The sequence below is a fragment of the Halobacteriovorax sp. genome, from assembly GCF_048381875.1.
Lineage (GTDB): Bacteria > Bdellovibrionota > Bacteriovoracia > Bacteriovoracales > Bacteriovoracaceae > Halobacteriovorax_A > Halobacteriovorax_A vibrionivorans.
Genome location: NZ_JBLXBP010000003.1, coordinates 644,552 through 666,304 on the forward strand (window position 1 = coordinate 644,552; position 21,753 = coordinate 666,304).

26 protein-coding genes are annotated in these 21,753 nt (G+C 36.4%); 16 read left to right on the forward strand and 10 right to left on the reverse strand.

The features are described from left to right. Positions 1-40: 40 nt before the first annotated feature. Positions 41-2,602 carry a bifunctional aconitate hydratase 2/2-methylisocitrate dehydratase gene (gene acnB / locus ACN5L8_RS11560; protein WP_419168219.1) on the reverse strand — a complete coding sequence of 854 codons (2,562 nt, stop codon included), beginning with the start codon at positions 2,600-2,602 and terminating at the stop codon, positions 41-43. Positions 2,603-2,777: 175 nt separating this feature from the next. Between acnB and ACN5L8_RS11565 the strand changes: the two genes are divergently transcribed. The 4 genes from ACN5L8_RS11565 (at position 2,778) to ACN5L8_RS11580 (ending at position 7,730) form a co-directional block, all read left to right on the forward strand. Further along, entirely contained in the window at positions 2,778-3,686 is a 909-nt protein-coding gene (locus ACN5L8_RS11565) for a hypothetical protein (RefSeq protein WP_419168220.1), read from the forward strand. Between the two features lie 67 nt (positions 3,687-3,753). After that, the gene (gene pepD, locus ACN5L8_RS11570; protein ID WP_419173084.1) at positions 3,754-5,184 is read left to right on the forward strand and encodes a beta-Ala-His dipeptidase; all 1,431 of its coding nucleotides are present in this window, start codon (positions 3,754-3,756) and stop codon (positions 5,182-5,184) included. Further along, on the forward strand, positions 5,184-5,537 hold the full coding sequence (locus ACN5L8_RS11575) for a hypothetical protein (protein ID WP_114705307.1): 354 nt from the start codon (positions 5,184-5,186) through the stop codon (positions 5,535-5,537). The genes pepD and ACN5L8_RS11575 overlap by 1 nt, the downstream gene beginning before the upstream one ends. A 48-nt stretch (positions 5,538-5,585) precedes the next feature. Further along, a complete protein-coding gene (locus ACN5L8_RS11580) occupies positions 5,586-7,730 on the forward strand; it encodes a hypothetical protein (protein WP_419173085.1) in 2,145 nt (714 codons plus the stop codon). Between the two features lie 38 nt (positions 7,731-7,768). Here ACN5L8_RS11580 and ACN5L8_RS11585 read toward each other — a convergent pair whose 3' ends face one another. Then, the gene (locus ACN5L8_RS11585) at positions 7,769-8,662 is read right to left on the reverse strand and encodes a 1,4-dihydroxy-2-naphthoyl-CoA synthase (protein ID WP_419168223.1); all 894 of its coding nucleotides are present in this window, start codon (positions 8,660-8,662) and stop codon (positions 7,769-7,771) included. A 107-nt stretch (positions 8,663-8,769) separates the two neighbouring features. On the opposite strand from ACN5L8_RS11585, the gene ACN5L8_RS11590 reads away from it, so the two are divergent. Then, positions 8,770-9,066, forward strand: a complete 297-nt coding sequence (locus ACN5L8_RS11590) for a hypothetical protein (RefSeq protein WP_419168224.1) — start codon at positions 8,770-8,772, stop codon at positions 9,064-9,066. A gap of 15 nt (positions 9,067-9,081) precedes the next feature. On the opposite strand, the gene ACN5L8_RS11595 is transcribed toward ACN5L8_RS11590, so the two are convergent. Then, positions 9,082-9,429 carry a hypothetical protein gene (locus ACN5L8_RS11595; protein WP_114705303.1) on the reverse strand — a complete coding sequence of 116 codons (348 nt, stop codon included), beginning with the start codon at positions 9,427-9,429 and terminating at the stop codon, positions 9,082-9,084. A 69-nt stretch (positions 9,430-9,498) separates the two neighbouring features. Between ACN5L8_RS11595 and ACN5L8_RS11600 the strand changes: the two genes are divergently transcribed. Beyond that, the gene (locus tag ACN5L8_RS11600) at positions 9,499-9,918 is read left to right on the forward strand and encodes a hypothetical protein (RefSeq protein ID WP_419168225.1); all 420 of its coding nucleotides are present in this window, start codon (positions 9,499-9,501) and stop codon (positions 9,916-9,918) included. A 9-nt stretch (positions 9,919-9,927) separates the two neighbouring features. Continuing rightward, positions 9,928-10,821, forward strand: a complete 894-nt coding sequence (locus tag ACN5L8_RS11605; RefSeq protein ID WP_419168226.1) for a hypothetical protein — start codon at positions 9,928-9,930, stop codon at positions 10,819-10,821. 1 nt (position 10,822) lies between these two features. Here the strand turns inward: ACN5L8_RS11605 and ACN5L8_RS11610 are convergent, their stop codons facing one another. Next, the gene (locus tag ACN5L8_RS11610; RefSeq protein WP_114705300.1) at positions 10,823-11,314 is read right to left on the reverse strand and encodes a globin domain-containing protein; all 492 of its coding nucleotides are present in this window, start codon (positions 11,312-11,314) and stop codon (positions 10,823-10,825) included. Positions 11,315-11,459: 145 nt separating this feature from the next. On the opposite strand from ACN5L8_RS11610, the gene ACN5L8_RS11615 reads away from it, so the two are divergent. From ACN5L8_RS11615 to ACN5L8_RS11625, 3 genes are all read left to right on the forward strand, one after another. Continuing rightward, positions 11,460-12,476 carry an ABC transporter ATP-binding protein gene (locus ACN5L8_RS11615; RefSeq protein ID WP_419173086.1) on the forward strand — a complete coding sequence of 339 codons (1,017 nt, stop codon included), beginning with the start codon at positions 11,460-11,462 and terminating at the stop codon, positions 12,474-12,476. Between the two features lie 83 nt (positions 12,477-12,559). After that, positions 12,560-13,105, forward strand: coding sequence for a YceI family protein (locus tag ACN5L8_RS11620; protein WP_334678172.1), 546 nt, complete (start codon positions 12,560-12,562; stop codon positions 13,103-13,105). A 77-nt stretch (positions 13,106-13,182) separates the two neighbouring features. After that, positions 13,183-13,380 (forward strand): hypothetical protein, encoded by a 198-nt coding sequence (locus ACN5L8_RS11625; RefSeq protein ID WP_334678173.1) that lies wholly within the window; start codon positions 13,183-13,185, stop codon positions 13,378-13,380. Here the strand turns inward: ACN5L8_RS11625 and ACN5L8_RS11630 are convergent. Beyond that, a complete protein-coding gene (locus ACN5L8_RS11630) occupies positions 13,372-14,199 on the reverse strand; it encodes an RluA family pseudouridine synthase (protein ID WP_419173087.1) in 828 nt (275 codons plus the stop codon). The genes ACN5L8_RS11625 and ACN5L8_RS11630 overlap by 9 nt on opposite strands. A gap of 9 nt (positions 14,200-14,208) precedes the next feature. Beyond that, positions 14,209-14,517, reverse strand: coding sequence for a hypothetical protein (locus tag ACN5L8_RS11635; protein WP_114705295.1), 309 nt, complete (start codon positions 14,515-14,517; stop codon positions 14,209-14,211). Between the two features lie 39 nt (positions 14,518-14,556). On the opposite strand from ACN5L8_RS11635, the gene ACN5L8_RS11640 reads away from it, so the two are divergent. Genes ACN5L8_RS11640 through lgt form a run of 3 tightly spaced genes read left to right on the forward strand, consistent with a single transcriptional unit; the run spans position 14,557 to position 16,731 of the window. After that, a complete protein-coding gene (locus ACN5L8_RS11640; RefSeq protein ID WP_419168229.1) occupies positions 14,557-15,456 on the forward strand; it encodes a radical SAM protein in 900 nt (299 codons plus the stop codon). 22 nt (positions 15,457-15,478) lie between these two features. Then, positions 15,479-15,955 (forward strand): DUF2489 domain-containing protein, encoded by a 477-nt coding sequence (locus tag ACN5L8_RS11645; protein WP_158536723.1) that lies wholly within the window; start codon positions 15,479-15,481, stop codon positions 15,953-15,955. Next, positions 15,955-16,731: a prolipoprotein diacylglyceryl transferase gene (gene lgt / locus ACN5L8_RS11650; RefSeq protein WP_419173088.1), complete on the forward strand. Its 777-nt coding sequence runs from the start codon at positions 15,955-15,957 to the stop codon at positions 16,729-16,731. Before ACN5L8_RS11645 ends, lgt begins: the two co-directional genes overlap by 1 nt. On the opposite strand, the gene ACN5L8_RS11655 is transcribed toward lgt, so the two are convergent. Beyond that, on the reverse strand, positions 16,709-16,915 hold the full coding sequence (locus ACN5L8_RS11655; RefSeq protein ID WP_114705291.1) for a hypothetical protein: 207 nt from the start codon (positions 16,913-16,915) through the stop codon (positions 16,709-16,711). The two genes, lgt and ACN5L8_RS11655, sit on opposite strands and share 23 nt — an antisense overlap. A gap of 91 nt (positions 16,916-17,006) precedes the next feature. On the opposite strand from ACN5L8_RS11655, the gene serS reads away from it, so the two are divergent. Then, on the forward strand, positions 17,007-18,287 hold the full coding sequence (serS, locus tag ACN5L8_RS11660; RefSeq protein ID WP_114705290.1) for a serine--tRNA ligase: 1,281 nt from the start codon (positions 17,007-17,009) through the stop codon (positions 18,285-18,287). Positions 18,288-18,293: 6 nt separating this feature from the next. Here the strand turns inward: serS and ACN5L8_RS11665 are convergent, their stop codons facing one another. Then, complete coding sequence (locus ACN5L8_RS11665; protein WP_419173089.1) at positions 18,294-18,827, reverse strand: N-acetyltransferase family protein; 534 nt, start codon at positions 18,825-18,827, stop codon at positions 18,294-18,296. A gap of 126 nt (positions 18,828-18,953) precedes the next feature. Here ACN5L8_RS11665 and ACN5L8_RS11670 point away from each other — a divergent pair, with 126 nt between their 5' ends. Further along, positions 18,954-20,075: a ParA family protein gene (locus ACN5L8_RS11670; RefSeq protein WP_419173090.1), complete on the forward strand. Its 1,122-nt coding sequence runs from the start codon at positions 18,954-18,956 to the stop codon at positions 20,073-20,075. A 3-nt stretch (positions 20,076-20,078) separates the two neighbouring features. Further along, positions 20,079-20,507 (forward strand): hypothetical protein, encoded by a 429-nt coding sequence (locus ACN5L8_RS11675; protein ID WP_114705287.1) that lies wholly within the window; start codon positions 20,079-20,081, stop codon positions 20,505-20,507. On the opposite strand, the gene ACN5L8_RS11680 is transcribed toward ACN5L8_RS11675, so the two are convergent. Together ACN5L8_RS11680 and ACN5L8_RS11685 are read right to left on the reverse strand one after the other, a co-directional pair. After that, positions 20,490-20,819: a hypothetical protein gene (locus ACN5L8_RS11680; RefSeq protein WP_120405222.1), complete on the reverse strand. Its 330-nt coding sequence runs from the start codon at positions 20,817-20,819 to the stop codon at positions 20,490-20,492. The genes ACN5L8_RS11675 and ACN5L8_RS11680 overlap by 18 nt on opposite strands. Then, on the reverse strand, positions 20,803-21,741 hold the full coding sequence (locus ACN5L8_RS11685) for an HD-GYP domain-containing protein (protein WP_419173091.1): 939 nt from the start codon (positions 21,739-21,741) through the stop codon (positions 20,803-20,805). The genes ACN5L8_RS11680 and ACN5L8_RS11685 overlap by 17 nt, the downstream gene beginning before the upstream one ends. Positions 21,742-21,753 lie beyond the last annotated feature (12 nt).

A 21,753-nucleotide genomic window follows, 5' to 3' on the forward strand; every position in this document is an offset into this window, starting at 1 on the left:
GAGCCAGTTAAGCTCCCTTTGTTTTTATCAAAGTAAGCGATTAAGCTTCATCAATTGAAAAGTTTTCCATTTGATCAAAGTTTAGGTAACGATAAATTGAATCGTCCTTACCTTGAAGTGGTTCCATCATTGAGAGATACTCATCCTGCTTTGGAATGTATCCAAGTTTTGCACAGATTGCAGCAAGTTCTGCTGAACCTAGATAAACCTGAGCACCTTTACCAAGTCTGTTGTTAAAGTTACGTGTTGAAGTAGAGAATACTGTTACACCATCTTTAACTCGTGCTTGGTTACCCATACATAGTGAACAACCTGGCATTTCAAGTCTTGCACCAGCAGCAGCAAATTTTGAGTAGTAACCTTCTTTAGTCAGTTGGTCTTTATCCATTTTCGTTGGAGGACACACCCATAGTCTTGCATCAGCTTGACCTTGGCCATCAAGAACTGTTGCAGCAGCTCTAAAGTGTCCAATATTTGTCATACAAGAACCGATGAAAACTTCATCAATTTTATCACCTGCAACGTCACTCATTTTCTTAACGTCATCTGGGTCATTTGGACAAGCAACGATTGGCTCTTTCATTTCATCAAGATCGATTTCAATAACAGCAGCGTATTCAGCGTTTGCATCCGCTTCCATTAGCTCACCATTTTCAATCCAATCATTAACTTCTTTAATTCTTCTCTCGATTGTACCTTTGTGCCCAAAACCATTTGCAATCATTGATTCCATAAGAGCAACGTTTGATCTTAGGTATTCAACAACTGTTTCACGACCTAGCTTGATCGTTGAACCAGCAGCACTTCTTTCTGCAGTTGCATCTGTAAGTTCGAATGCTTGCTCAAGTTTTAGATCTGGAAGACCTTCCATTTCAAGGATACGTCCAGCAAAGATATTTTTCTTATTCTTCTTTTCTACTGTAAGTAGACCATCTTGAATTGCTTGATAAGGAATCATATTTACAACGTCTCGTAGAGTGATACCTGGTTGTAATTTTCCTTTGAATTTAACTAGAACAGACTCTGGCATATCAAGTGGCATAACACCAAGAGCAGCAGCAAATGCTACAAGTCCTGAACCAGCAGGGAATGAAATCCCAAGAGGGAATCTTGTATGTGAATCGCCACCAGTACCAACTGTGTCTGGGATTAGAAGACGATTTAGCCAAGAGTGAATAATTCCGTCACCCGGTCTAAGTGCAACACCTTCTCTGTCTTGAATATAAGTTGGAAGAGTAGCATGAGTAATAACATCACTTGGTTTTGGGTAAGCAGCTGTGTGACAGAAAGATTGCATAACTAGGTCTGCATTGAATTTAAGACATGCAAGTTCAGTCATCTCATCTCTTGTCATTGGCCCTGTTGTGTCTTGTGAACCAACTGTTGTCATTTTTGGAAGACATGAAGTTCCTGGAAGGATTCCTTCAACTCCACATGCTTTCCCAACCATTTTTTGAGCAAGAGTATAACCTTGTCCATCTTTAGCTTCAGTTGTATGTGGTTTTGCAAAAATTCCTGATTCGTTAGCTGTATTTTGACCTAGGGCCGCTCTTGCTTGATCAGTTAGCATTTTACCGATGATTAATGGAACACGTCCACCAGCTCTATATTCATCAAGAATTGTCTCAGGGCTGATATCGTATTTTGCTAGCTCTTCACCTTTTTCATCTAGAATTCTTCCTTCTAGTGGGCGAACTTCAATAATTGTTCCTGTAGTAAGTGCCGATACATCAATTCCTTGAATTGGAAGAGCACCTGAGTCTTCAGCAGTGTTAAAGAAGATTGGAGCAATTGTTGAACCGATAATTACACCACCACGTCTCTTATTTGGAACGTATGGAATATCTTCACCAATACACCAGATAAGTGAGTTACAAGCAGACTTTCTTGAAGAACCAGTTCCAACAACGTCACCTACGAAAGTAACAGGAAGCTTAAACTTTTCTTTAAGGTCTGCAATTTGCTTTGGTCCTTCAGGGAAAAGAGATCCACCCATAACATTTGCGTGAAGTGGGATATCCGCTCTTGTGAATGCAAATGGAGCAGGTGAGAAGTCATCTGTATTGATTTCACCGTCTACTTTGTAAACGACAGTTTTAATTGATTCTTCAATTTGTGGCTTATTAGTGAACCACTCAGCATTTGCCCAAGATTCAATAATCTCTTTAGCAATTGCATTACCACCATCTGCTAATTTCTTAACATCTTCAAATACGTTTACAGCAAGTGGAAGGTTTTTAAGTTCTTTTGCTGCAAGCTTTGCAAGCGCTTCGTCACTGCCTGCAACAATATCAACTAGACCTTGAAGGTTGAAACCACCAACCATCGTTCCTAGTAATTCAACAGCATATTCTTTTGAAATAAGTGAACATGTATGTGCACCCTTTGTAATTCCAATAAGGAAACTTGCTTTTACTTGAGCTGCTGGATCAACACCTGGGTTGATGCGATCTTTTAATAGATCTAAAAGCTCTTGTGTTGGCTCAGTTTCAAGAAGTTTTACAACTTCTGTTGCTTGTTCTTTAGTAAGTGCTAATGGAGGAATACCTTCTTTGGCCCTTTCCTCAACATGTGCGTGATACTCTTCTAGAAAATTAGACATAGATCCTCGACTTTTTTAATTTAGAGTTAAATTCTTTCTTAAACATTATATGAATTATTAATGTTTTTTATCACTTTTATGGGCATATTGCTAGTGGCTTCAGAGGTTACGGCGTGCTGCGTAAATTAAGTTTTTTTAACTCATTGCATATCTTTTCATGGTCGATAATTTCATTATGAAAAAACAAGAGTTTGAATTAGAAATTGAAAAGTTGTGTGAACAAATCTTCTTTAACGAAAAATTATTAGAGTTTATCAATGTTCACAACTCCTACACCTTACAATTTGCAAAGGCATTAAGACAGTCTTTGGATTGTGAAGTCATAAGAGGGGGTCCTGATACGGGAATTTTTGGAAGCCTTCACATGCATACTCTAAAGAATATCAATTGGATTGAAATCTATGCTGGGACAAAGGCCTTAATTGAAATAAAGAACGTTTTCGGACACAAGAGGTACCTAACGATTAGTGCATCTAAATTATCTAATATGGTCAATATGTCTTCAGACTCTGGCTATAGCTTACTTCTTAATGATGTTATGAGCACTGGCTTTTTGGCCGGTATTGAATTTGATTTTCTTCGTTATAAGAAGAGATCTTCTATTACAATTTCCAAATCTCGATCGCGGGCCGCCCAAGAATATGGTGGTACGATCCTTGAGAATGTTAAATTAATCCATAATTTAAGTACTGGTAATACAAAGTCTTTTGAAGACAAGCCTGATCTCAAATACAACTTGATAAGCTTGGCCATTGAATACCACCACTATAATATGATCCTAAATACAGAAGGTACGGGAAAGGATGCTACAGTTCGAAAGATTTATTTATCCCGTGGCTCAAATCTCAGTGATTATTTTGAAAAAGAGGGCTCATTGGATATCTTTCATTTAGATGTAAAAGGAAGTCCATTATTCAATGACAACATGGGCCTAGATCCCTTAGATGGTATTTATCTAAGTTGGAAACCTCATATTATTGATGTCTATCTATTAGAAGAAGCACAGAAACATCCTCGTTTCCCTCAACTTGGAGAAGATATTAGGCAAGATCAAGAAAGTGGAGATGGGGAAGAGGCCGCTTAAGCTAGATTCTACTTTTCTAAAATTGAACTTCATAGTAGATTGAACAAAACTTGAATGAGGAAGGTTTATGAATCAATCACGTGTCGATCATATTGAGCCAAAATTAGTTTGGTCAAATTTTCAAAAATTATTAGATACTCCAAGACCAAGTTATCATGAAGAAGCTGTTCAAACTCTTCTTATGCTCTTTGGAAAAAGCCTTGGCCTAGAAACATACCGCGACGATGTAAATAATGTAATTATCAAAAAAGCTGGACAACATGGAGGAGAGAAATCAGCTCCTGTTATTCTTCAGGGACATCTTGATATGGTTGCTCAAAAAAATGAGGGGAACCCACATGATTTTAAAAATGATCCAATTACAACAATTATCGATGGAGATTGGATACATGCAAATGGAACAACTTTAGGTGCTGACAATGGTATTGGTTGTGCTTTTGCTATGGGATTACTTGAGAGTAAAGATCTTCCACACCCTCCTTTAGAATGTGTCTTTACGGCTTGTGAAGAAGCAGGAATGCACGGAGCGATCGGACTAAAAGGGCACCACTTTGAAGGTAAAGTGATGCTAAACCTTGATACTGAGGAAGAAGATGAGTTAATCATCGGTTGTGCTGGTGGAGTTGATCTTATCTTTGAAAAAGAATTCTCTACACAAGAAGTAAAGACTGAGCTTTACCAATTGGTTATAAAAGGTCTTAAAGGTGGACACTCTGGAATTGATATTCATACTGAAAGATTAAGTGCCAATAAATTAATTCCTCAAGCCTTGGAAAGCGTTGAGTTAAATCTTATTTCAATAAAAGGTGGAACACTTCGAAATGCAATTGCTCGTGAGGCATTTATTGAGTTTAGTGCCACTGAAGAAGAAGTCGCTAAGTTAAGAGGTAAGCTTGAAGAGTTATATCTTAAACACTCTAGCATTGAAGCAAATATAAATTTTGAAGTTAATAAAATTGAAGCTGAAAGTAAAAAAGGCCTATCGATAGAAGATTCAAATAAAATTGTCGCAGCAATAAAGAATTGTTTCCATGGCGTGAAAGCCTGGGATCAAAACTTTAAGGGTGTTGTTGAAACATCAACAAATCTTGGGGTTATTACGCTAGAAGATGGAAACTTTGCGATGGCAAATCTAATTAGAAGCTCTAATGAAAGTGCAAGAGATGCATTTGCTCAAGAAATGATTGATGCACAAAAAGATCTTCAAGCAAAAGCAAAGCTTGAAGGAGCTTATCCTGGTTGGAAGCCTAATCCAGACTCAAAAATTCTAACCATTACAAATGAAGTATATAAAGATTTAAGAGGAAGTGAGCCAAAAATCTCTTCAATCCATGCTGGGCTAGAATGTGGTATTTTATCAAAAGCAATGCCTGATGTGGATATGATTAGTTTTGGACCTAATATTACAGGTGCACATTCTCCTGATGAGCAAGTTTCAATTTCTTCAGTTGAAAAAACTTGGGTACTTTTCCTAGAAGTAATTAAGAGGCTTATCTGATGGTTGCTATCGCTTTAAAAAATAACTTAACGACAATACTTGTCTATTTAATTGTTGTTCAAATACCGATGCTTATCGTTTATTACTTTGCTGATGAGCTAGGTATTTCAAACTTGTGGCTTTATTTTATTTGTTTAATTATCGGGTTAAGGATTGCATTCTTTAAAGATGATTATTTTAAAAAGCGCGTTGAAGGAGGCCTATTTAAACAGCTTCAATCAAAGTTTAAAAAATCTCCATCAAAAAGTGAAATCGTTAAAGCATTAAATATGACGATGAGTTTTAGAGATGCAATATTCTTTGGCAACTTAATCCTCCTTCTTATCCTTACTGCATTGTTTAACCAATTTTAACTTATAATATTTAGATAGAGCGTCGAAACAGTTATTGTGAAACTGTCTTTGACGCTATTTATATTATTATTTGTAAGCCTATTAATTCACTCCTGTCGTGATGTTCGTCGAGATATAAGCTCAATTGATGAGCTCTTTCTTGGAGAAGCGCATACCTTTAGTGCAAAGATCACAACTCTTAGAAATAATGGTAAGCGAATCACTATATCAGGAGGGTGTGAAAACGGTGCAAAAGTCTCTTTCTCTTCAGAGTTCTTAGTAAGAGGAGATTCAAAAACAGTAGATTGTGAAGATGGGCTTTATGAGAAGAAGCTCTTCTTTCAAGATGATATTGAAGGACGAATGTGGGTTCAGGTTAGGCATTTAAATCAAAGTATTGATGTACTTGTCCCTTTTGTTGATACAAAAAATCCAAGTCGTGTCATTTTAACATCTCCAGTTCCTGGCTATCGTTATGGAAATAGTATCTTTTTTTCAGGTCGATGCGAGCCAGGTGCAAAAGTTTTTATAAGAAGCTCTTATCTTGATAGCGTTCTTCGAACTGTTGGTTGTGCTAATGGTGTGTTTATTTCTTCAGTGTATTTAAAAGATAGTATCGCAGATGAAAGTCAGATCATCTTCTCTTTGTATCAAGTAGACCCTTATGGAAATAGTTCCTCGCCGATAAGGATAAATGTTGAATACCAAAATATTATGAACTCGATTACTTTAGATGAACAAATGATACCACTTGGTGATGAAGAAGCATCGATAAGTGGTAGCTGTGGTGAATTTGATTTTATAAGTATCGAAGGAGAGCAAGTTGCTTGTGAAAATAAAAGGTTTAAATACGTCTTTGATAAGTACTTGGTAGGGCAGGGGAAGAATAGGTCGTTTAGAATAGTTGTCGTTGAGGGACTTAAAACTAACGGGGCCCGCTCAAATGCAAAAATTGCCATTGTCTATAATCAATTATTTGAAACTAATCCAAGATTTTATTCTCCCACGGGTACTTACGATATACGTGAACGTAATAAACTGGTTGTAAGTGGGACTTGTGGGAAAACCTATTTCAAAGGAAGTGTTAGGCTTTATACAGCGAAAAATCCAAATATATTAAACAGTGGTGAAACAATTCCATTGAACTTTGATGGGAGCTTTTATGTTAAAAGTAATGAGTTCAGTTTAAAAGGAGAGGAGAGGATATATGCAGAATGTAGAGACTTTTATATAAAATACAAGACTAATAATTTCTATACTGATTTTAACTTTGTGGATACTTCAGATATTAATCGATTAAAAAAAGACTTATTCTTTGAGACTCCTACGATCTCACTTACTGGTAATTGTTTGAGAAAGGGACGAGTCGTTATTACCAATACAAGAGATGGTAAGACCATGAAGAGTGACTGTGTTGGAGGAGAGGTCCAATTTATTTTTGAATCTAGTCGCTTATGGGGTAAGGATGTATTTGAAGTATACGAAGAAGATGTTTTTGAAGACTTAAAGAGTGAGAAACAACTCTTTACGATCAATTATAATATTTTCCCAAATTATCCTTCTCGATTATATATTGAAGCACCTTCTCCTCTATGGGGCTCTCTTTATCATGATGTAATTTTATATTGGAATTATGGGCCTGGAGATGTTGGTGATGAGACTGACTATGGCATTTATTCTCGAGATAGTTATATACAAGCTCAGTGGAAAGAAATACCGAGAGGGACGAGAAATATTGTTATAAGAGGACGTGATTTAGTAAAATTAGGTTACGAAGAGTGTAGTCAAGTCCAGCTATTTTTAAAAGTACAAAATCCTAATAAAGATCGTACTGTCATTGTTGAGTCGAAAGGGTTTTATTTTGACTTTACTCCACCGCAACCGATTGAGGTTTTAGATGTCGACTATTCACCTTTATTTAAAAAAATGTTACCGGAATTTAAAATTTCTGAAGTCGATGACAATTGTAGTGATTATATTAAACATGATTGGTTAAAAGGCATTCAATGGTATGAAGTAAGACTTTATAAAATTGATCTTATTAAAAGTAATATTGATTTAATTGATGAAATGTTTCTGTTTGAATTATCCGATATTAATAAAACACAAAGAGTTTTTGATTTAAAAGGTGTTTACCAAATTGGAATTGTGGCTGTTGATATGGGACTAAATCGTTCTAAAGAATATCGTTCAATTATGTTCTCATGGAATTAGAGAAATAAGAGGGCACGGAGGCCCTCGTTTTATATAACTTAATAATGCCAAGGAAACCTAGAGAAGTCCTGATCACGTTTTTCAACGAAAGCATCGCGGCCTTCTTTTGCCTCTTCTGTTCCGTAGGCAAGTCTTGTTGCCTCACCGGCAAAGAGTTGCTGACCAACTAAACCATCATCAAGAAGATTGAATCCAAACTTAAGCATACGCATTGCTGTTGGAGATTTCGAATTCATCTCTTTTGCCCATTCAAGTGAAACTTTTTCAAGTTCAGCATGTGGAACGACTTTATTTACCATTCCCATTTGGAATGCTTCTTCAGCACTGTAGTTAAATCCACAGAAGAAAATTTCTCGTGCACGCTTTTGTCCACACTGACGTGCAAGATAAGCAGATCCATAACCTGAATCAAAAGAAGCAACATCTGGATCAGTTTGTTTAAAGATTGCATGTTCTTTAGAAGCAATTGTCATATCACAAACAACATGAAGTGAGTGTCCACCACCTACTGCCCATCCAGGGACTACGGCCACTACAACCTTAGGCATAAAACGGATGAGTCTTTGTACTTCAAGGATGTGAAGTCTACCTAATTTGGCCGGATCAGGAGTTCCATCACCATCAACATATTTATAACCATCTTTACCTCTGATTCTCTGGTCTCCACCTGAGCAGAACGCCCATCCACCATCTTTTGGTGAAGGTCCGTTTCCAGTAATCAGTACAACACCTACATCACTCCACATTCTTGCGTGATCAAGAGCTCGGTAGAGCTCATCCACTGTTTGTGGTCTAAATGCGTTGCGGCATTCTGGGCGATTGAAAGCAATTCTCACTGTCCCTTGGTCGACAGCACGATGATAAGTAATATCTTTGAAGTCGAAACCTTCAACTTCTTTCCAAGCACTTGCGTCAAAAATATCTGAAACCATTTTGATCTCCTTTTTGCTCAATATAAAATGACTGAGTTAAAGTGTCATTCATAACTTTATATGCGGCCCGTCTAAACATATTGTTTCTAATGCGCTCAAATAGAGATATGAAAAAACTAATACTAGCTCTATTTTTTATTCTTTCTGCAGGCTTCGTCTTTGCAGAAGTAACTGTAACTATTGATGGCCAGAGATACTTTTGCTCTGTAGATGGAAGGCCACCACAAGATCGTGAATGGAGATGTGTCCCTCATTGTACTAGAAGAAACTTTGATGGGGATTGCATGCGTTACGGACAGGATTATTGTGGTTATGATGCGACTTGTATTAAACGTTGTGAAAGACGTGATACAAGTGGTGATTGTACGAGATATGGCGATGATATCTGCCGTTCAGAACAATAATAAGAAATAGTACCGTTATTTAACTCTTTTTATTTCTTCAACTTTTATATGAAAGTGGGATGTTTCTGTCTCTGTTTCACCACTTATTAAAAAGATTGTGTCGCGATTATAGCTAGTATCTTCCCCAAGTAAGCTTGGGTTCATTTTTACTAGTAATAATCCGAAGCTATCTTGTATTAAATAGAAGTCATTTTTTAGAGATTTAAATATTGTACCTTGAATACGAACATTTTTTTTGTCACTTGGTGATCGACGAAGTTCACTAGTTTTATAAATACTCCCTTCTTCTTTTCCTAGATAGAGTCCTGGGCTTGAGCAACCAAGAAGGGTGGTGAATAGAAATAATTGAAAGTATTTTGCCATGGATAAATTGTATTTAATATTTCCCGCTTTGACTATAGAAGTTAGTCGGCCCATAATTAAGGAATGAAAATGATTCAAAAGATAATTATTTGTACTTTATTGATAACAACATCTTACGCCGACTTTAACGGCCGTTGGAGTGGTGAAGGCTTTGCAAAGACAACCTCTGCTTCAAGCCCATGTGAAAATGTGTATTTTCGACTTTCTCTTTCTCAAGAAAAATTTAAAATTCAAGATGGTGGATATAACTGTAGTGGATTAAGCGCTGAGTATCCATATTCTGTCTTTACGATTCAAGGAAGGGACCTAATTTATAAAGGTGAAATCTCTGGTCGCATTAGTGATAATGAGATAGAAATATTTTCAATAGAAGATGGCTTTCAATTACTTTTTACAAAAATTGATAATCAAACAATTAAAGTAGAAGAAAGATGGCAAGATGGTGATGATTTTCTCGTAATCAATTCATCTTTAGAATTAATTAAATAAGAAGGTTTTGTGATTAAAGATAATATGGTTTCTGGCTTTAGCTTTATCAAGCACGGGCTCACTCTTGAATATCCAATTTTAGAAAGTGTTCAAAGTATAGATCCACTCTGTGATGAGGTGGTTATTAATGTTGGTTTTGAAACTCCTGAGTGTGACAAAGATGACGGAACTTATGAATACCTAAGAGATAATCTTACAGGAGAGCGATATAAGTTTATCAAGTCATGGTGGGACCCATCAATAATGAGTCGTGGACTTATTCTTTCTCAACAAACAAATATTGCAATGGAAGCTTGTAAGGGCTCAATCGGCCAATATATCCAAGGTGATGAGGCCATTCATGAAGATGACCTTCCTCTAATTGAAGAAGGAATTAGAAAAATGGTTGATCGTAAAGAAATCGAAGGACTTCTTTACAATTATACTCATTTTTTTGGAAATACTGATCTTTATAAATTTGATCCTCATTCATATCGTAAAGAAGTGAGAACTGTTAGGCTTGGAATAGGGCTTGAGAGCTATCTTGATGCTCAAGGGTTTCGTTTTTCAGATGGCAGAAAGCCGAGTGCAATAGAGACTGGTGCACGTATTTTCCACTATGGATGGGCCAGAAGAGAGAATGCGATGTCTGATAAAAAGCGTGCATTTGAAAAACTTTATTTTGGAAAAGATCATGAATCTGAAGAGTATACATACGATCGAATCTTTGGGCTTAGAAAATTTGAAGGAACACACCCTGCATTGCTCAAGTCTTGGATTGAAAAAAATCATAATGATGTAACATTTGAACAATTAAATGACCCACGTATCTTTGCTAATTTTAAGAATTGGATTCGTTTAATGGTAGAAGAATATACCGGCCATATGATAGGTGAGTTTCGAAACTATAAAAAGATTAAGTAAATTAAGCTGCTTTTTTATAATTATCGAGTTTTTCTTGGGCCTCCATAAATTCTTCAAATTCTCTGCGTAGAGTTGCATCAGTCATTCCGTCTGAAATTAAGTCAAAGGCAAAGTGAAAGAACTCTCTCCAATTATTTTCTAATTCTTGATTCCAATTATTTAAATGATATGTCTCTAGAGCTTCGAGAAAAGCTTGCTCAAAAACAGGAAAATAGACTTCTGAAATATCAACTTTAAATTGGTATTCTCCAAGACCTCGCAGATAGTATTTCAAATAACTAGGTTGGTTCAGATTTTTCACCGCAATAGTCATGGCACGAGATGCAAGGGCATTGAGGTTTTCAAAATCAACATGACGAAAAAGCTTTTGCATATCTGGCTCGATAATGAAGACATTATCAAAGAATGTACGCCAGAAATTCGTTAGGTTAGGCTCGATACGATAAAAGGACTCTTTAATTGCTTGTGTGTCAAATCGATAATTTATGACCATTTTCAATTCCCATTTGTTGTTACTATCTAGCTAGCGCATCGTATCTCTAGTAAATGATCATGATTTAATTTTTCTTAAGATTGAGTTGAGTCTATTATTTACAGATTGTATGAGATACGAGAATCTAAGCTAAGCATAGGACATCATGAAAATACTAGAAGTTAATGATTTAACATATAATTTTGATCGTAAGTCGATCTGCCAATTTGATAAAATCTCTTTTGATTTAAATAAAGGAGAGGTTTTAACTCTTTTAGGTCCTTCGGGGACAGGAAAGACTACTTTATTTAATATCCTCTGCGATAGGTTAACTCCGCTTTCTGGAGAGGTAAAAAAAAGTCATGACCTAAAAATTGAGATTGTTTCTGGTGTTGATGGCCTTAATTGGGATAAGACAGTATTCGAAAATATTGAAGATCATCTCTTATTAGATAATCCTGAAGCGGACTCTAATCGAGTTAGAGATATGATTGAGATTTTTGGCCTTGAATATAAGGACCATAAACGTTTAGATGAATTATCTGCGGGACAATTACAAAGGCTTTTATTTGCTCGTTCAATGGTTATCTCGCCAGATGTACTTCTCTTAGATGAGCCATTTTCAAATATTGATGAGTTTTTAAAAGCGACTTTATGTCATGAAATATTTGAAATATTTAAAGAAAATGAGATTTCCTTAATCTTCATTACCCATAATTTGAAAGAAGCTTACTCTTTAAGTGATCGTTTGATGTACTTAAGTGGAGCTAAACTTCAGGTATATAATAACCCTTACGATTTTTACCGAAGACCTCTTACTATCGATGCTGCTCGTTTTGGCGGGCTCGTCAATCTCGTTGCTGGTCCTGTTATTGGGCGAGCGGATAAGAGTTTAACTCTTAAAAATGACTTCGGTCAATTTGAGGTCATTGATGATATTGGTATTTCTAATCAATTTGCTTACCTTGCTTTTCGTCCTAAACATTTGAAAGTAACTCCTGATGGTGACATAAAGGGACGTATTAAAGTCATTCGCCGTTTTGGTGAATTTGATATTTTAGAAGTGGCATCGACAAATTCTAAAATTCTACGTGTACAAGTTGATGAGGCAAGTAGCTTCCAAGTAGGACAGCAACTATCCCTATCAATTGATGTGGCCAATTCTTTCCTTTTACCAGCTTAGGAAAAACTTAACCAATTCTTGTCTTCGCTGTAATTAAAAGCTCCCATAAAATATTGTGAATATATTTCTCTTGGGAGCGGATCATGAAATTCTTAATTATAGGCTTTTGTATTATTCTCTCGATACTTGCATTTGCAGGAGATATTAATACTAAAAAGAGCTTCATTAAATGGCACGCTACTAAAGTCGGTGGAGAGCATTGGGGCCATATCAAATTTAAGGATGGTAATATCCAAACTAATGATAAAGGAGAGCCGATAAAAGCTTCCTTTACTGTTGATATGAGTACAATCGATGTTCGTGATTTAGAAGGTGAATGGAAAGAGAAGCTGCAAAATCACTTAAGAACAGGCGACTTCTTTGAGATTTCAAAATATCCAACAGCGACAATGGAGACTTCAAATATAAAAAAGATTGGAGATAATAAATATCGTGTGAAGGGAAACTTCAAAATAAAGAATAAGATTCAGCCTATAACTTTTGATATGACCTATAATGGTAAGCTTGCCAGTGGAAGTTTCAGCTTTGATCGAACAAAGTTTGGAATTATGTACCGTTCAACTTTACTCGGCACGTTAGGAGACAAGGTCATTCACGATAAGGTTGATTTAGAGTTTAAGGTTCAATAACGACTTTACAAAAACTTGACGCAGTTATCATAATAAAAGTGTGCATGGATCTGGGATCTATGCTACTTTAGCCTCATATGAAGGCTGGAACTATAAAATATGCATTTTTTGAAAAGGATCACTACTTAATTCCCATTACGAGAAGAAGTAAGAATCCTATTGCTGACTATAAGAAAGAGTTAGTTGAAAAATCAATTGAGAAAGAATTAAATCTCAAGGTGAAGCATATTAGCTCTAAGTCAATGATTGAAAAAGGTGACAAGAAGCTAAAGTAATTGCTTTTCCTTAGGTATTTCTACTGTCACAAAGTTTCCACTTCTCCACGGATCATCAAAACTTAACTTACTAGCAACTAATTGCAGTCCGATATCGTTTCCGTTTCCTTTCCCATAGCGTGGATCTCCCATGACTGGAAAACCAAGTTCAGTAAATTGAATACGAATCTGGTGCTTGCGTCCCGTAATAAGTTTTACTTCAACAATGGAAGTTTTCTCTAGCTTCTTTTTAACAGTATATTCTAAGATGGCCTCTTTTCCATCGATAACACTTTCAAGTCTCTTTGACTCTGGAGGATGGCCTTTTACTTCAGCTTGATAAGTCTTTTCAATCTTATGATCTTTAATTTGTTGAGAAAATGCTCTTGCTCCTTTCTTTGTGTAAGCAATAATCATGACACCTGAAGTTTCTTTATCGAGGCGGTGAATGAGAAAAGGCTCGCGTCCCATGCGCTTATGAAGCTCTCTTAAAATTGTGTAACTATCACCATACTTCGTCCCTTGGCATAGAACGCCAACTGGTTTGTAGTAAACACCATAGTGATGAGTTTCGTGAAGGCATTTAAGCTCACTCATATCTTGTTCTTGAATATTGAGATCAACAAAGAGTTTGATGGTTTGACCACGCTTTACTTCATACTTGGCCTTGCGAATACGCTCTGGCTTTGCTGACTTTATCCAACAAGCACCTTGTTTCATAAGATTTTTAATTTTTATCTTTGATAATTCAATATTTGATTTTTCACATTTTGATGCGAGAAGATCAACTGCACTCATATCTGTATGGGCCTTGGCCGTTACGGTAAACTTATTAGTCATATCTATTTCTTATCCATTATAAAAAGGGCAGCCGCTGCATCCACTTTGGCAACAATCGTTAATATCCGCATCTTCATCGACTCTCAAATTAGGTGAGACGAGTGAAAGACTATAGGTTTTTAGTCCTCTTACCATACCGATGAAAGTAAAGAGGTCTGGATTTTCGAGGGGAGTTTGCATTGTTCCTAGATTTAGTGAAAGGGCAAGGTGATGAGCAATTGAGCGCGTATCACAAAGGATATTAAACTGCGCTGAACTCTCTTCATTTAGAGTCACGATGAATTTTTCACTATAGGAGTCGATGATATATTCTTTCATTAGCTTCCAATTGATGGCCAAATATTGTAATTTAATCTTATGTACTACGACTTTCCAATTCAATATGATGAACCTGTTTTTAGGCCACCTTCTGAAGGTCGCTCCCTTCTTATACAACAAACCATTGGCTGCTCCAATAATAAATGTACTTATTGCAATATGTACCGTTCAAAAACCTATAAAGAGCGAAACCCGTCCGAGGTCGTGGAGGATATTCGCAAGGCCGGTGCCTATTATCGCCGCTTTGAAATGCGTCCGTCTAAAGTATTTTTATGTGATGGCGACGCTCTTGGTGCTCCTACAGAGGATATCTATAAGAGTTTACTGGCAATTAGGGAAGAATTTGGGGATATACGAGTGGGCGTTTATGCCACAGCTCAAAATATGCTGGATAAAACAGATGAGGAGCTACGTTTTCTTAAGGAAGCTGGACTTGGGATCTGCTACCTCGGAATGGAGAGTGGGTGCGATAAAGTTCTTCATATGACCGTAAAAGGCAATACGGCCCAAGATATGATTGATGGCTCATTGAAAGTAATGGCCGCTGGTATGAAGTTATCAGTTATTGCTATGCTAGGGCTTGGTGGAAAGAAGCATACCCAAACGCATGTGGTAGAGACGGCTAAAGTTCTGTCTAAAATTTCTCCTGATTATCTCTCGTTTCTCACAACTATGGCCGTTGAAGGAACGCCATATCATCGAATGGTGACACGAGGCTTTGAGATGCTTACGACAAAAGAAATTCTCGGTGAAATGCACGATATTTTAAGTGGAATTCAGGCAAGTCGTGAGATTTTACTTCGAATTAACCATGTTTCTAATATGTATCCTATTGGAGGAAGCCTGCCACAAGACCAGGCAACGATAATTCAACAAGTTAAGCAGTGGTACAATGAAGCTCCTGTGGGAACTTATCCACCAAAACCTTCACATATGTAGGAATTCGCAGTATAAAAAGCTCATGTTTGAAATGACTCAAGACCAATTCACAATCGCTTTTATTATTCTATCTGTTCTGATCTTTATACTTTCGATTGGAGTGGGCTTCTTTTACATAAAATTAAAAGAGGAAACTCGAAAGAGAATTGCTGAACACGATAAGATGGAAGCAAGAGAAAAAGAACGTCAGGCTTTTGTTCGCGATAGCCTTATTACAATTGCACGTGCCTTTGTGCAAAAGCAGTGTGAAGCCAGTGAAGCTTGTATCAGAATTAGAATGCTAATTGATCGCGTTGACTTCGTTGAAAACACAGACTTTCCTGTTATCTTTTCAATGTATGAAGAGATCAAACACTTTGATACTCATCAAGCAAGAAAAGACCTTTCAAAACAAGAGCGTTTCAACCAAGATAAACAGCGATTTGCCATTGAAGACAAACATATGGATAATTTAGTTATTGAATGTGAAAAGTTAATAACTAATTTATCGGCCAATTAATGCAATATTACGTCCACAATCTGAATCCAATCGCTATTGATTTTCTAGGAATAAAAATTGCATGGTATTGGCTGGCCTATTTCCTTGGCTACTTCTGGACACTCTATTTTGGAAAATATTTAATCACAAAAGAAAAACTCAATATTAGTTTTACTCATTACTTAAACTATCTCTTTGTAGGCTTCCTCGTCATGCTGGCCGGAGGGAAGATATTCTATATTCTCTTTTATAACTTCTCCTATTATGCAGCTGACTTAAAAAGAGTTTTTTATTTTTGGCAGGGAGGAATGAGCTTTCATGGAGCCTTGCTAGGTGCTGCTCTATGGACTTTCTATTACGCTAAGAAACACGGCCTGAAGTTTCTAGAGTTAACAGACATTGTAGTAACTGGTGTAGGTATTGGAATTATGCTTGGCCGTATTGCAAATTTCATTAATGGAGAACTGGCCGGGAGAGTTACTGATGTCTCTTGGGCGGTGATATTTCCAAAGCTCTATGATATGAGTCCACGCCATCCTTCACAACTTTATGAAGCTCTCCTAGAAGGTCTTGTCCTATTTATTATTCTCTTTGCTTGTAAGAAGAATTTAAAAAGGCCAGGACTAAACTCTGGCCTATTTCTGATTATCTATGGAATTTCTCGTTTTATCGTTGAGTTCTTTCGAACACCGGACTCTCAAATTGGTCTCTTCTTCGATTTATTCTCAGTAGGGCAATTCTATTGTGCAGTGATGATCCTAATTGGAATAGGAATTATTTCTTTGCCTTCTCGTTAATAGCATTTTCATATTGCTTTAGAAGTTCAGGATCAACTTCTGTTGGTGTAATTTTTCTAAAACTCTTACGAGCATTAATCATATTATCACACCTGTGAACGGCACCGTCCCCCTCAACTGGAACATTTTTACGTCCATCTTTCATCCATGTAATTTCTTTTCCACAATAACGACATGATGCCATGAGTAACTCCCTGATTATAAAGCAATTTAGAGTGTTAATTTTAGTCTTTTTGGGTTATTCTAACAACCATAAAAAACATCCGGAGTGCATAGTGTTAGATATAAAATTTATCAGAGAAAACGTTGATCTAGTAAAAGAGGTTATTGCTAATAAAGGTGTTGGCCTTGATCTTGATGAATTATTAACAATTGATGGAAAACTCTCTGAACTAAAAACTAAACAACAAGAATTGCAAGAGAAGAGAAATGCTCACTCAAAGCTAATTCCTAAAGCATCCAATGAAGACAGACCAAAACTTATTGCTGAAGGTAAAGAAATTGCCGCTCAGCTTAAGGAAATGAATCCTGAAATAAGTGAACTTGAAGAAAAATTTAAGACGTTAATGTACTTAACTCCAATGCCTCCATCTAAAGATGCGCCAATTGGAAAAGACGATACTGAAAATGTTATTTCTCGAGTTGAAGGAGAGAAGCCAAACTTCTCATTCACACCTAGACACCACGTTGATATTTTAGAGATGAACGAATGGGCAGAGTTTAAAAATATCGCAAAAGTTTGCGGGTCTCGCTCTTACTCTTTAAGAAATGATATGGTTCTTCTAGAGATGGCCATGCACCGTATGGCACTTGATATGCTAATTGAGAAGGGATTCACTCTTGTGTCTTCACCTTCAATGGCAAGGGAAGATGCTCTCTATGGAACAGGTCACTTTCCAACAGGAAGAGAAGACGCTTACTATATTCCAGATCATGATATTTACTTATCGGGAACTGCTGAAGTTCAACTAAATAGTCTTCACGGTGGAGAAATCCTAAGCGAAGCAGACCTACCAATTCTCTATGCTGGATTTTCGCCATGTTTTAGAGGAGAGGCCGGAAGTTATGGAAAGGATGTAAAAGGTTTAATCCGTGTTCACCAATTCCAAAAAACAGAACAATTTATTATCTGTAAAGGAGAAGAGGCTGAGTCTGAAAAATGGCACAACGCCCTTCTTGAAACAGCTGAAGAATTTTGTAAGCATCTAGAGCTACCTTACCAAATTCTAGAAGTTTGTACTGGAGATATGGGAGCAGGGAAGTATCGTATGTTCGATATTGAATGCTGGGTACCAAGTGAAGAGAAGTATCGTGAGACTCACTCATGTTCTGCACTTCACGACTGGCAATCAAGAAGAACAAATACTCGTTATAGAGATGCTGATGGAAACGTAAAGCATGTTTATACTCTAAATAATACAATGGTTGCGACTCCAAGAATCTTGGTACCATTTATTGAAAACCACCAACAAGAAGATGGATCTGTTTATATTCCAGAAAAACTTCGTATGTATATGGGTGGGAAAGAGTTCCTAAAAGGTAGAAGTAATAAATAATAGATATTAAGGGAGGATAAGGCTTAGCGTTTGAATCCCTTGATGTGCACTTGAAAGTTTTAGTTCACAACCATGAGACTTTGTCATGGATTGAGCAAGGCCAATCATATTACTATTTGTCGTTAACATCTCGCCCTTAAGAATCTTAACGCCACGTTTTTTAGCTTCAACTATAAGTAGAGAAAGAAGTTCTTTTCCAACTCCCATTCCTTGAAATTTATCAATAATAGTTATAGCGAATTCAGCTTCTTCTTGATTTTCTCGGAAAATATCAAAGCGAGCGATTCCCATAGGATGAATAGGTGATGTTGCTGTGATTGCACCAATTGCGTAGTGAAACCTCTTATCATATTCAGTCAGGCTTATAAGTTCTTTGCCTGTTAGGCCTTTCTTAGCAGCAAAAAAGCGATGGTAAATAGATTTAGGTTGCATTTCCTTGATGCCTTCAAGGATGAGTTTCTTGTCAGAAGCCGAAACTTCACGAATTAGGGCCTTATGTCCTTTAAAATCGTAAATATGTTCTAACGATACTGCTTCCACATTGAAATCATAGCACAGCTTCTCTTTTCAAGTATAGAGCTAGTACTTATAAAGCGGAATATTTTGACATGAGATACCGTAAATGCGTAAAATTAATAGTAAAGTACTTATGGAGGAGACTTAATAATGGATAATTTCTACCCACTTAAAAAAGTGGCCGATATATATGGTGACCCAAATTTAAAATTTACGATTCAAGACTTAGAATCGCAAAATAAAATTCCAAGCTCCCGCAAGTACCGTAGTGGCGCAATCTTTAGAAAAGGTTGGCCAACTGGGTTACTTCCACAAATAGGTGAAGAGGTTGGATATTTCAAAAAGTTTGAAAAGTCGACTTCAGTTTGTGTTTTTACGACAAAGGGTGGAGTTTTAAAATCAACTCTTGCTTTAAACCTTGCTCGTACAGCTGCATTACACGGACAAAGAGTTTGTGTTGTCGGTCTTGATATTCAGGGAGATGTCACAACGTCTTTAGGTTATGACTCTGAGGTTGATGATGGTGAAGACCTTGGTGAACTGATTCAGCGTTTAGATCAAACAAAAGGACTCTGTGATTACTTTAGTGGTGAAGCCACTTTAGAAGATGTGATTGTTCAGGTTGGTCTACCTAATCTCTTTATCATTCCAGAAACACCTGAGTTAGTTGCTTTAAATGATTCTTTAAATAATATTAACCGACGTGAGTTTTGGTTAAAAGAACGTGTTATTGATCCTTTAAAAGAACATTTTGACCTTGTGATTATGGACTGTTCTCCAAATTGGAATAAGTTAACTACAAATGCTCTTGTAGCATGTGATGCGCTAATTTCTCCTCTGGAGTGTAAGATTAATAACTTTAGAAACTTTAGAGTTTTCTCACACTTCTTAAAAGAATTTAAAGATGAAATGAGATTAGATTTTGAATCTATTTTTGTTCCAACAAAATATTCTTCTAATAAAAAACTAAGTAACGATATCCTTAATTGGTACTACGCCAATGTTGAAGGCTGTACGACAATTGGAATCAAGGAATCAGTTAGCGCAGAAGAAGCAATGGCCTTAAACCTTTCAATTGCAGAACACGCAAGTGGAAAACCGATTGCAAAAGATACGATTGAGCTATTTAAGCAAATTCATAAAGCAATTGAAAAGTCGCATTCACGTCGATCAAATCAGTCTGAATCATTGAAGCATCAAGCGCGTGTTATGGGTGGGATTGCAAATAGCAATCTTGGCAACCTTGGGGCGTCACTTGGACATGGGGTTTAAACTATGGCAATTGGCCTAGGCGATTTAGCCGCTAAAAATAAAGTAGCAACTCAAAAAGTAGGAGAGGTAAGAAAGACTTCTCCTATTAATAATGATCTTCTAAAGAATCATAATGAAGCCACTGAAAAAAATAATCGTCAGAACCAATTAAGGCCATGGGAGGCAAAGTCTCAGGCCCAAAAGAGTACAGTAGCATCTCTTGCTGTTAAAAAGGCAAGTGAGGTTGCTATGAAAAATGAAGCTATGGCCCGTGAACTTAGAAAGAGCTTTACTAGTGCTCAAAAAGAGCTAGAGCTTGAAATGTATATTGAAAATCGTGAAAAAGAATTTCTTAATATGGATAATTCACGTGATCTAAATAAATCTAGAAAGAGAATCCATACACATCGATCTTTTCTAAAAAGATTAAGAGATTCACTCTTTAGGTCTTAGACTCTTATCAATTTTAAAATTCTCAAATTCTCGATCATTAAAGCAATGGAGAATTTTATTTGTATATTTCTTTAAAAGTACTTTTTGATTTCCACCTTTAAAGAATTCATTGAAGGCCTTGGAACATAGCTTCTTTGTAAACTTATGATCAACTTCGCTACACTTTTCAATAAACTTACAAGAGTGAGGGTAGCCTCGATAGCACTTCATCGATTCGATATCGCAACTTTCTTCGCTTACTTTCTTTCCATCACATGAAAAGAATAGGGCAGTAAAGCTAAGAAGAAAAAAAATATTAAATAACGCCTTCATCAATGAGAATGTCCTTAAATTTATTAATAATATCATGTTCGAAATCATCAATATGTTTCACTGTTATTTCCATGAGAGCATCTCTTGGATTCATTCCAGATATTGTTACATGCTTATCATATGTATTAACTAGGGATAGAATCATAATCGGTAAAGTTAAATTCTTAAGCTTATTTGGCCCTTTCCCTGTTAGTACTTCTTCGTGATTGACGATTAACTCAAGAACACCTTTTTTAACCCAAGGTCGATCTTTTAGAGCACTAATGGCGTCCTTTACATGTAGGCCATATATTCTTTGCTCATCATCATTCATATCTTCTTTATGTTTTTTGAACAACTCTTGATCTTGTTTGTTTAGTCTTGTTAAACCTACATCGTGTAAAAGAGCAGCAGTCGAGATATTAGAAATTTCTTTGTCACTACATCCCATTCGAATTGCTAATCTCGTTGCCAAGCTTGCAACATTTATAGAGTGTGCGATTACAAGATCTGTATCAATAGTTTTCTTCTCAAAAAATTCTTTTAAAGCATCTGGACCAGTTTCTAAAATTTTCTTAAGTTTTTGAGCTGCCACTTCAGTCATTTCATAACTTTTTTCACTATCTGGGTTTTGAAATGATTGCTCTACGGCGGTTAGACATGCTCCTTCAACCACAGCAACTTTTTGCTCTAAATCAAGATCTTTATCTTCAAGTTTTTCATTCATGAGTTCTTGAATATATGTTTGATACATATGGATATCTTTATCATCGATATAGAATTTAGCCACTTTCTGTTTCGTTAACTTTTCTAATTTATCTGTTGGAATCAGAGTTCCGGCTTCCTGATACTTTAAGTAAGTCTCTTTAAAATAAATATAGAGATCAAAAGTGATCGTCTTGGATGGACTAATAGTTGTAATTTGTAATGGTATAAACTTCATCTCTTCTCATTA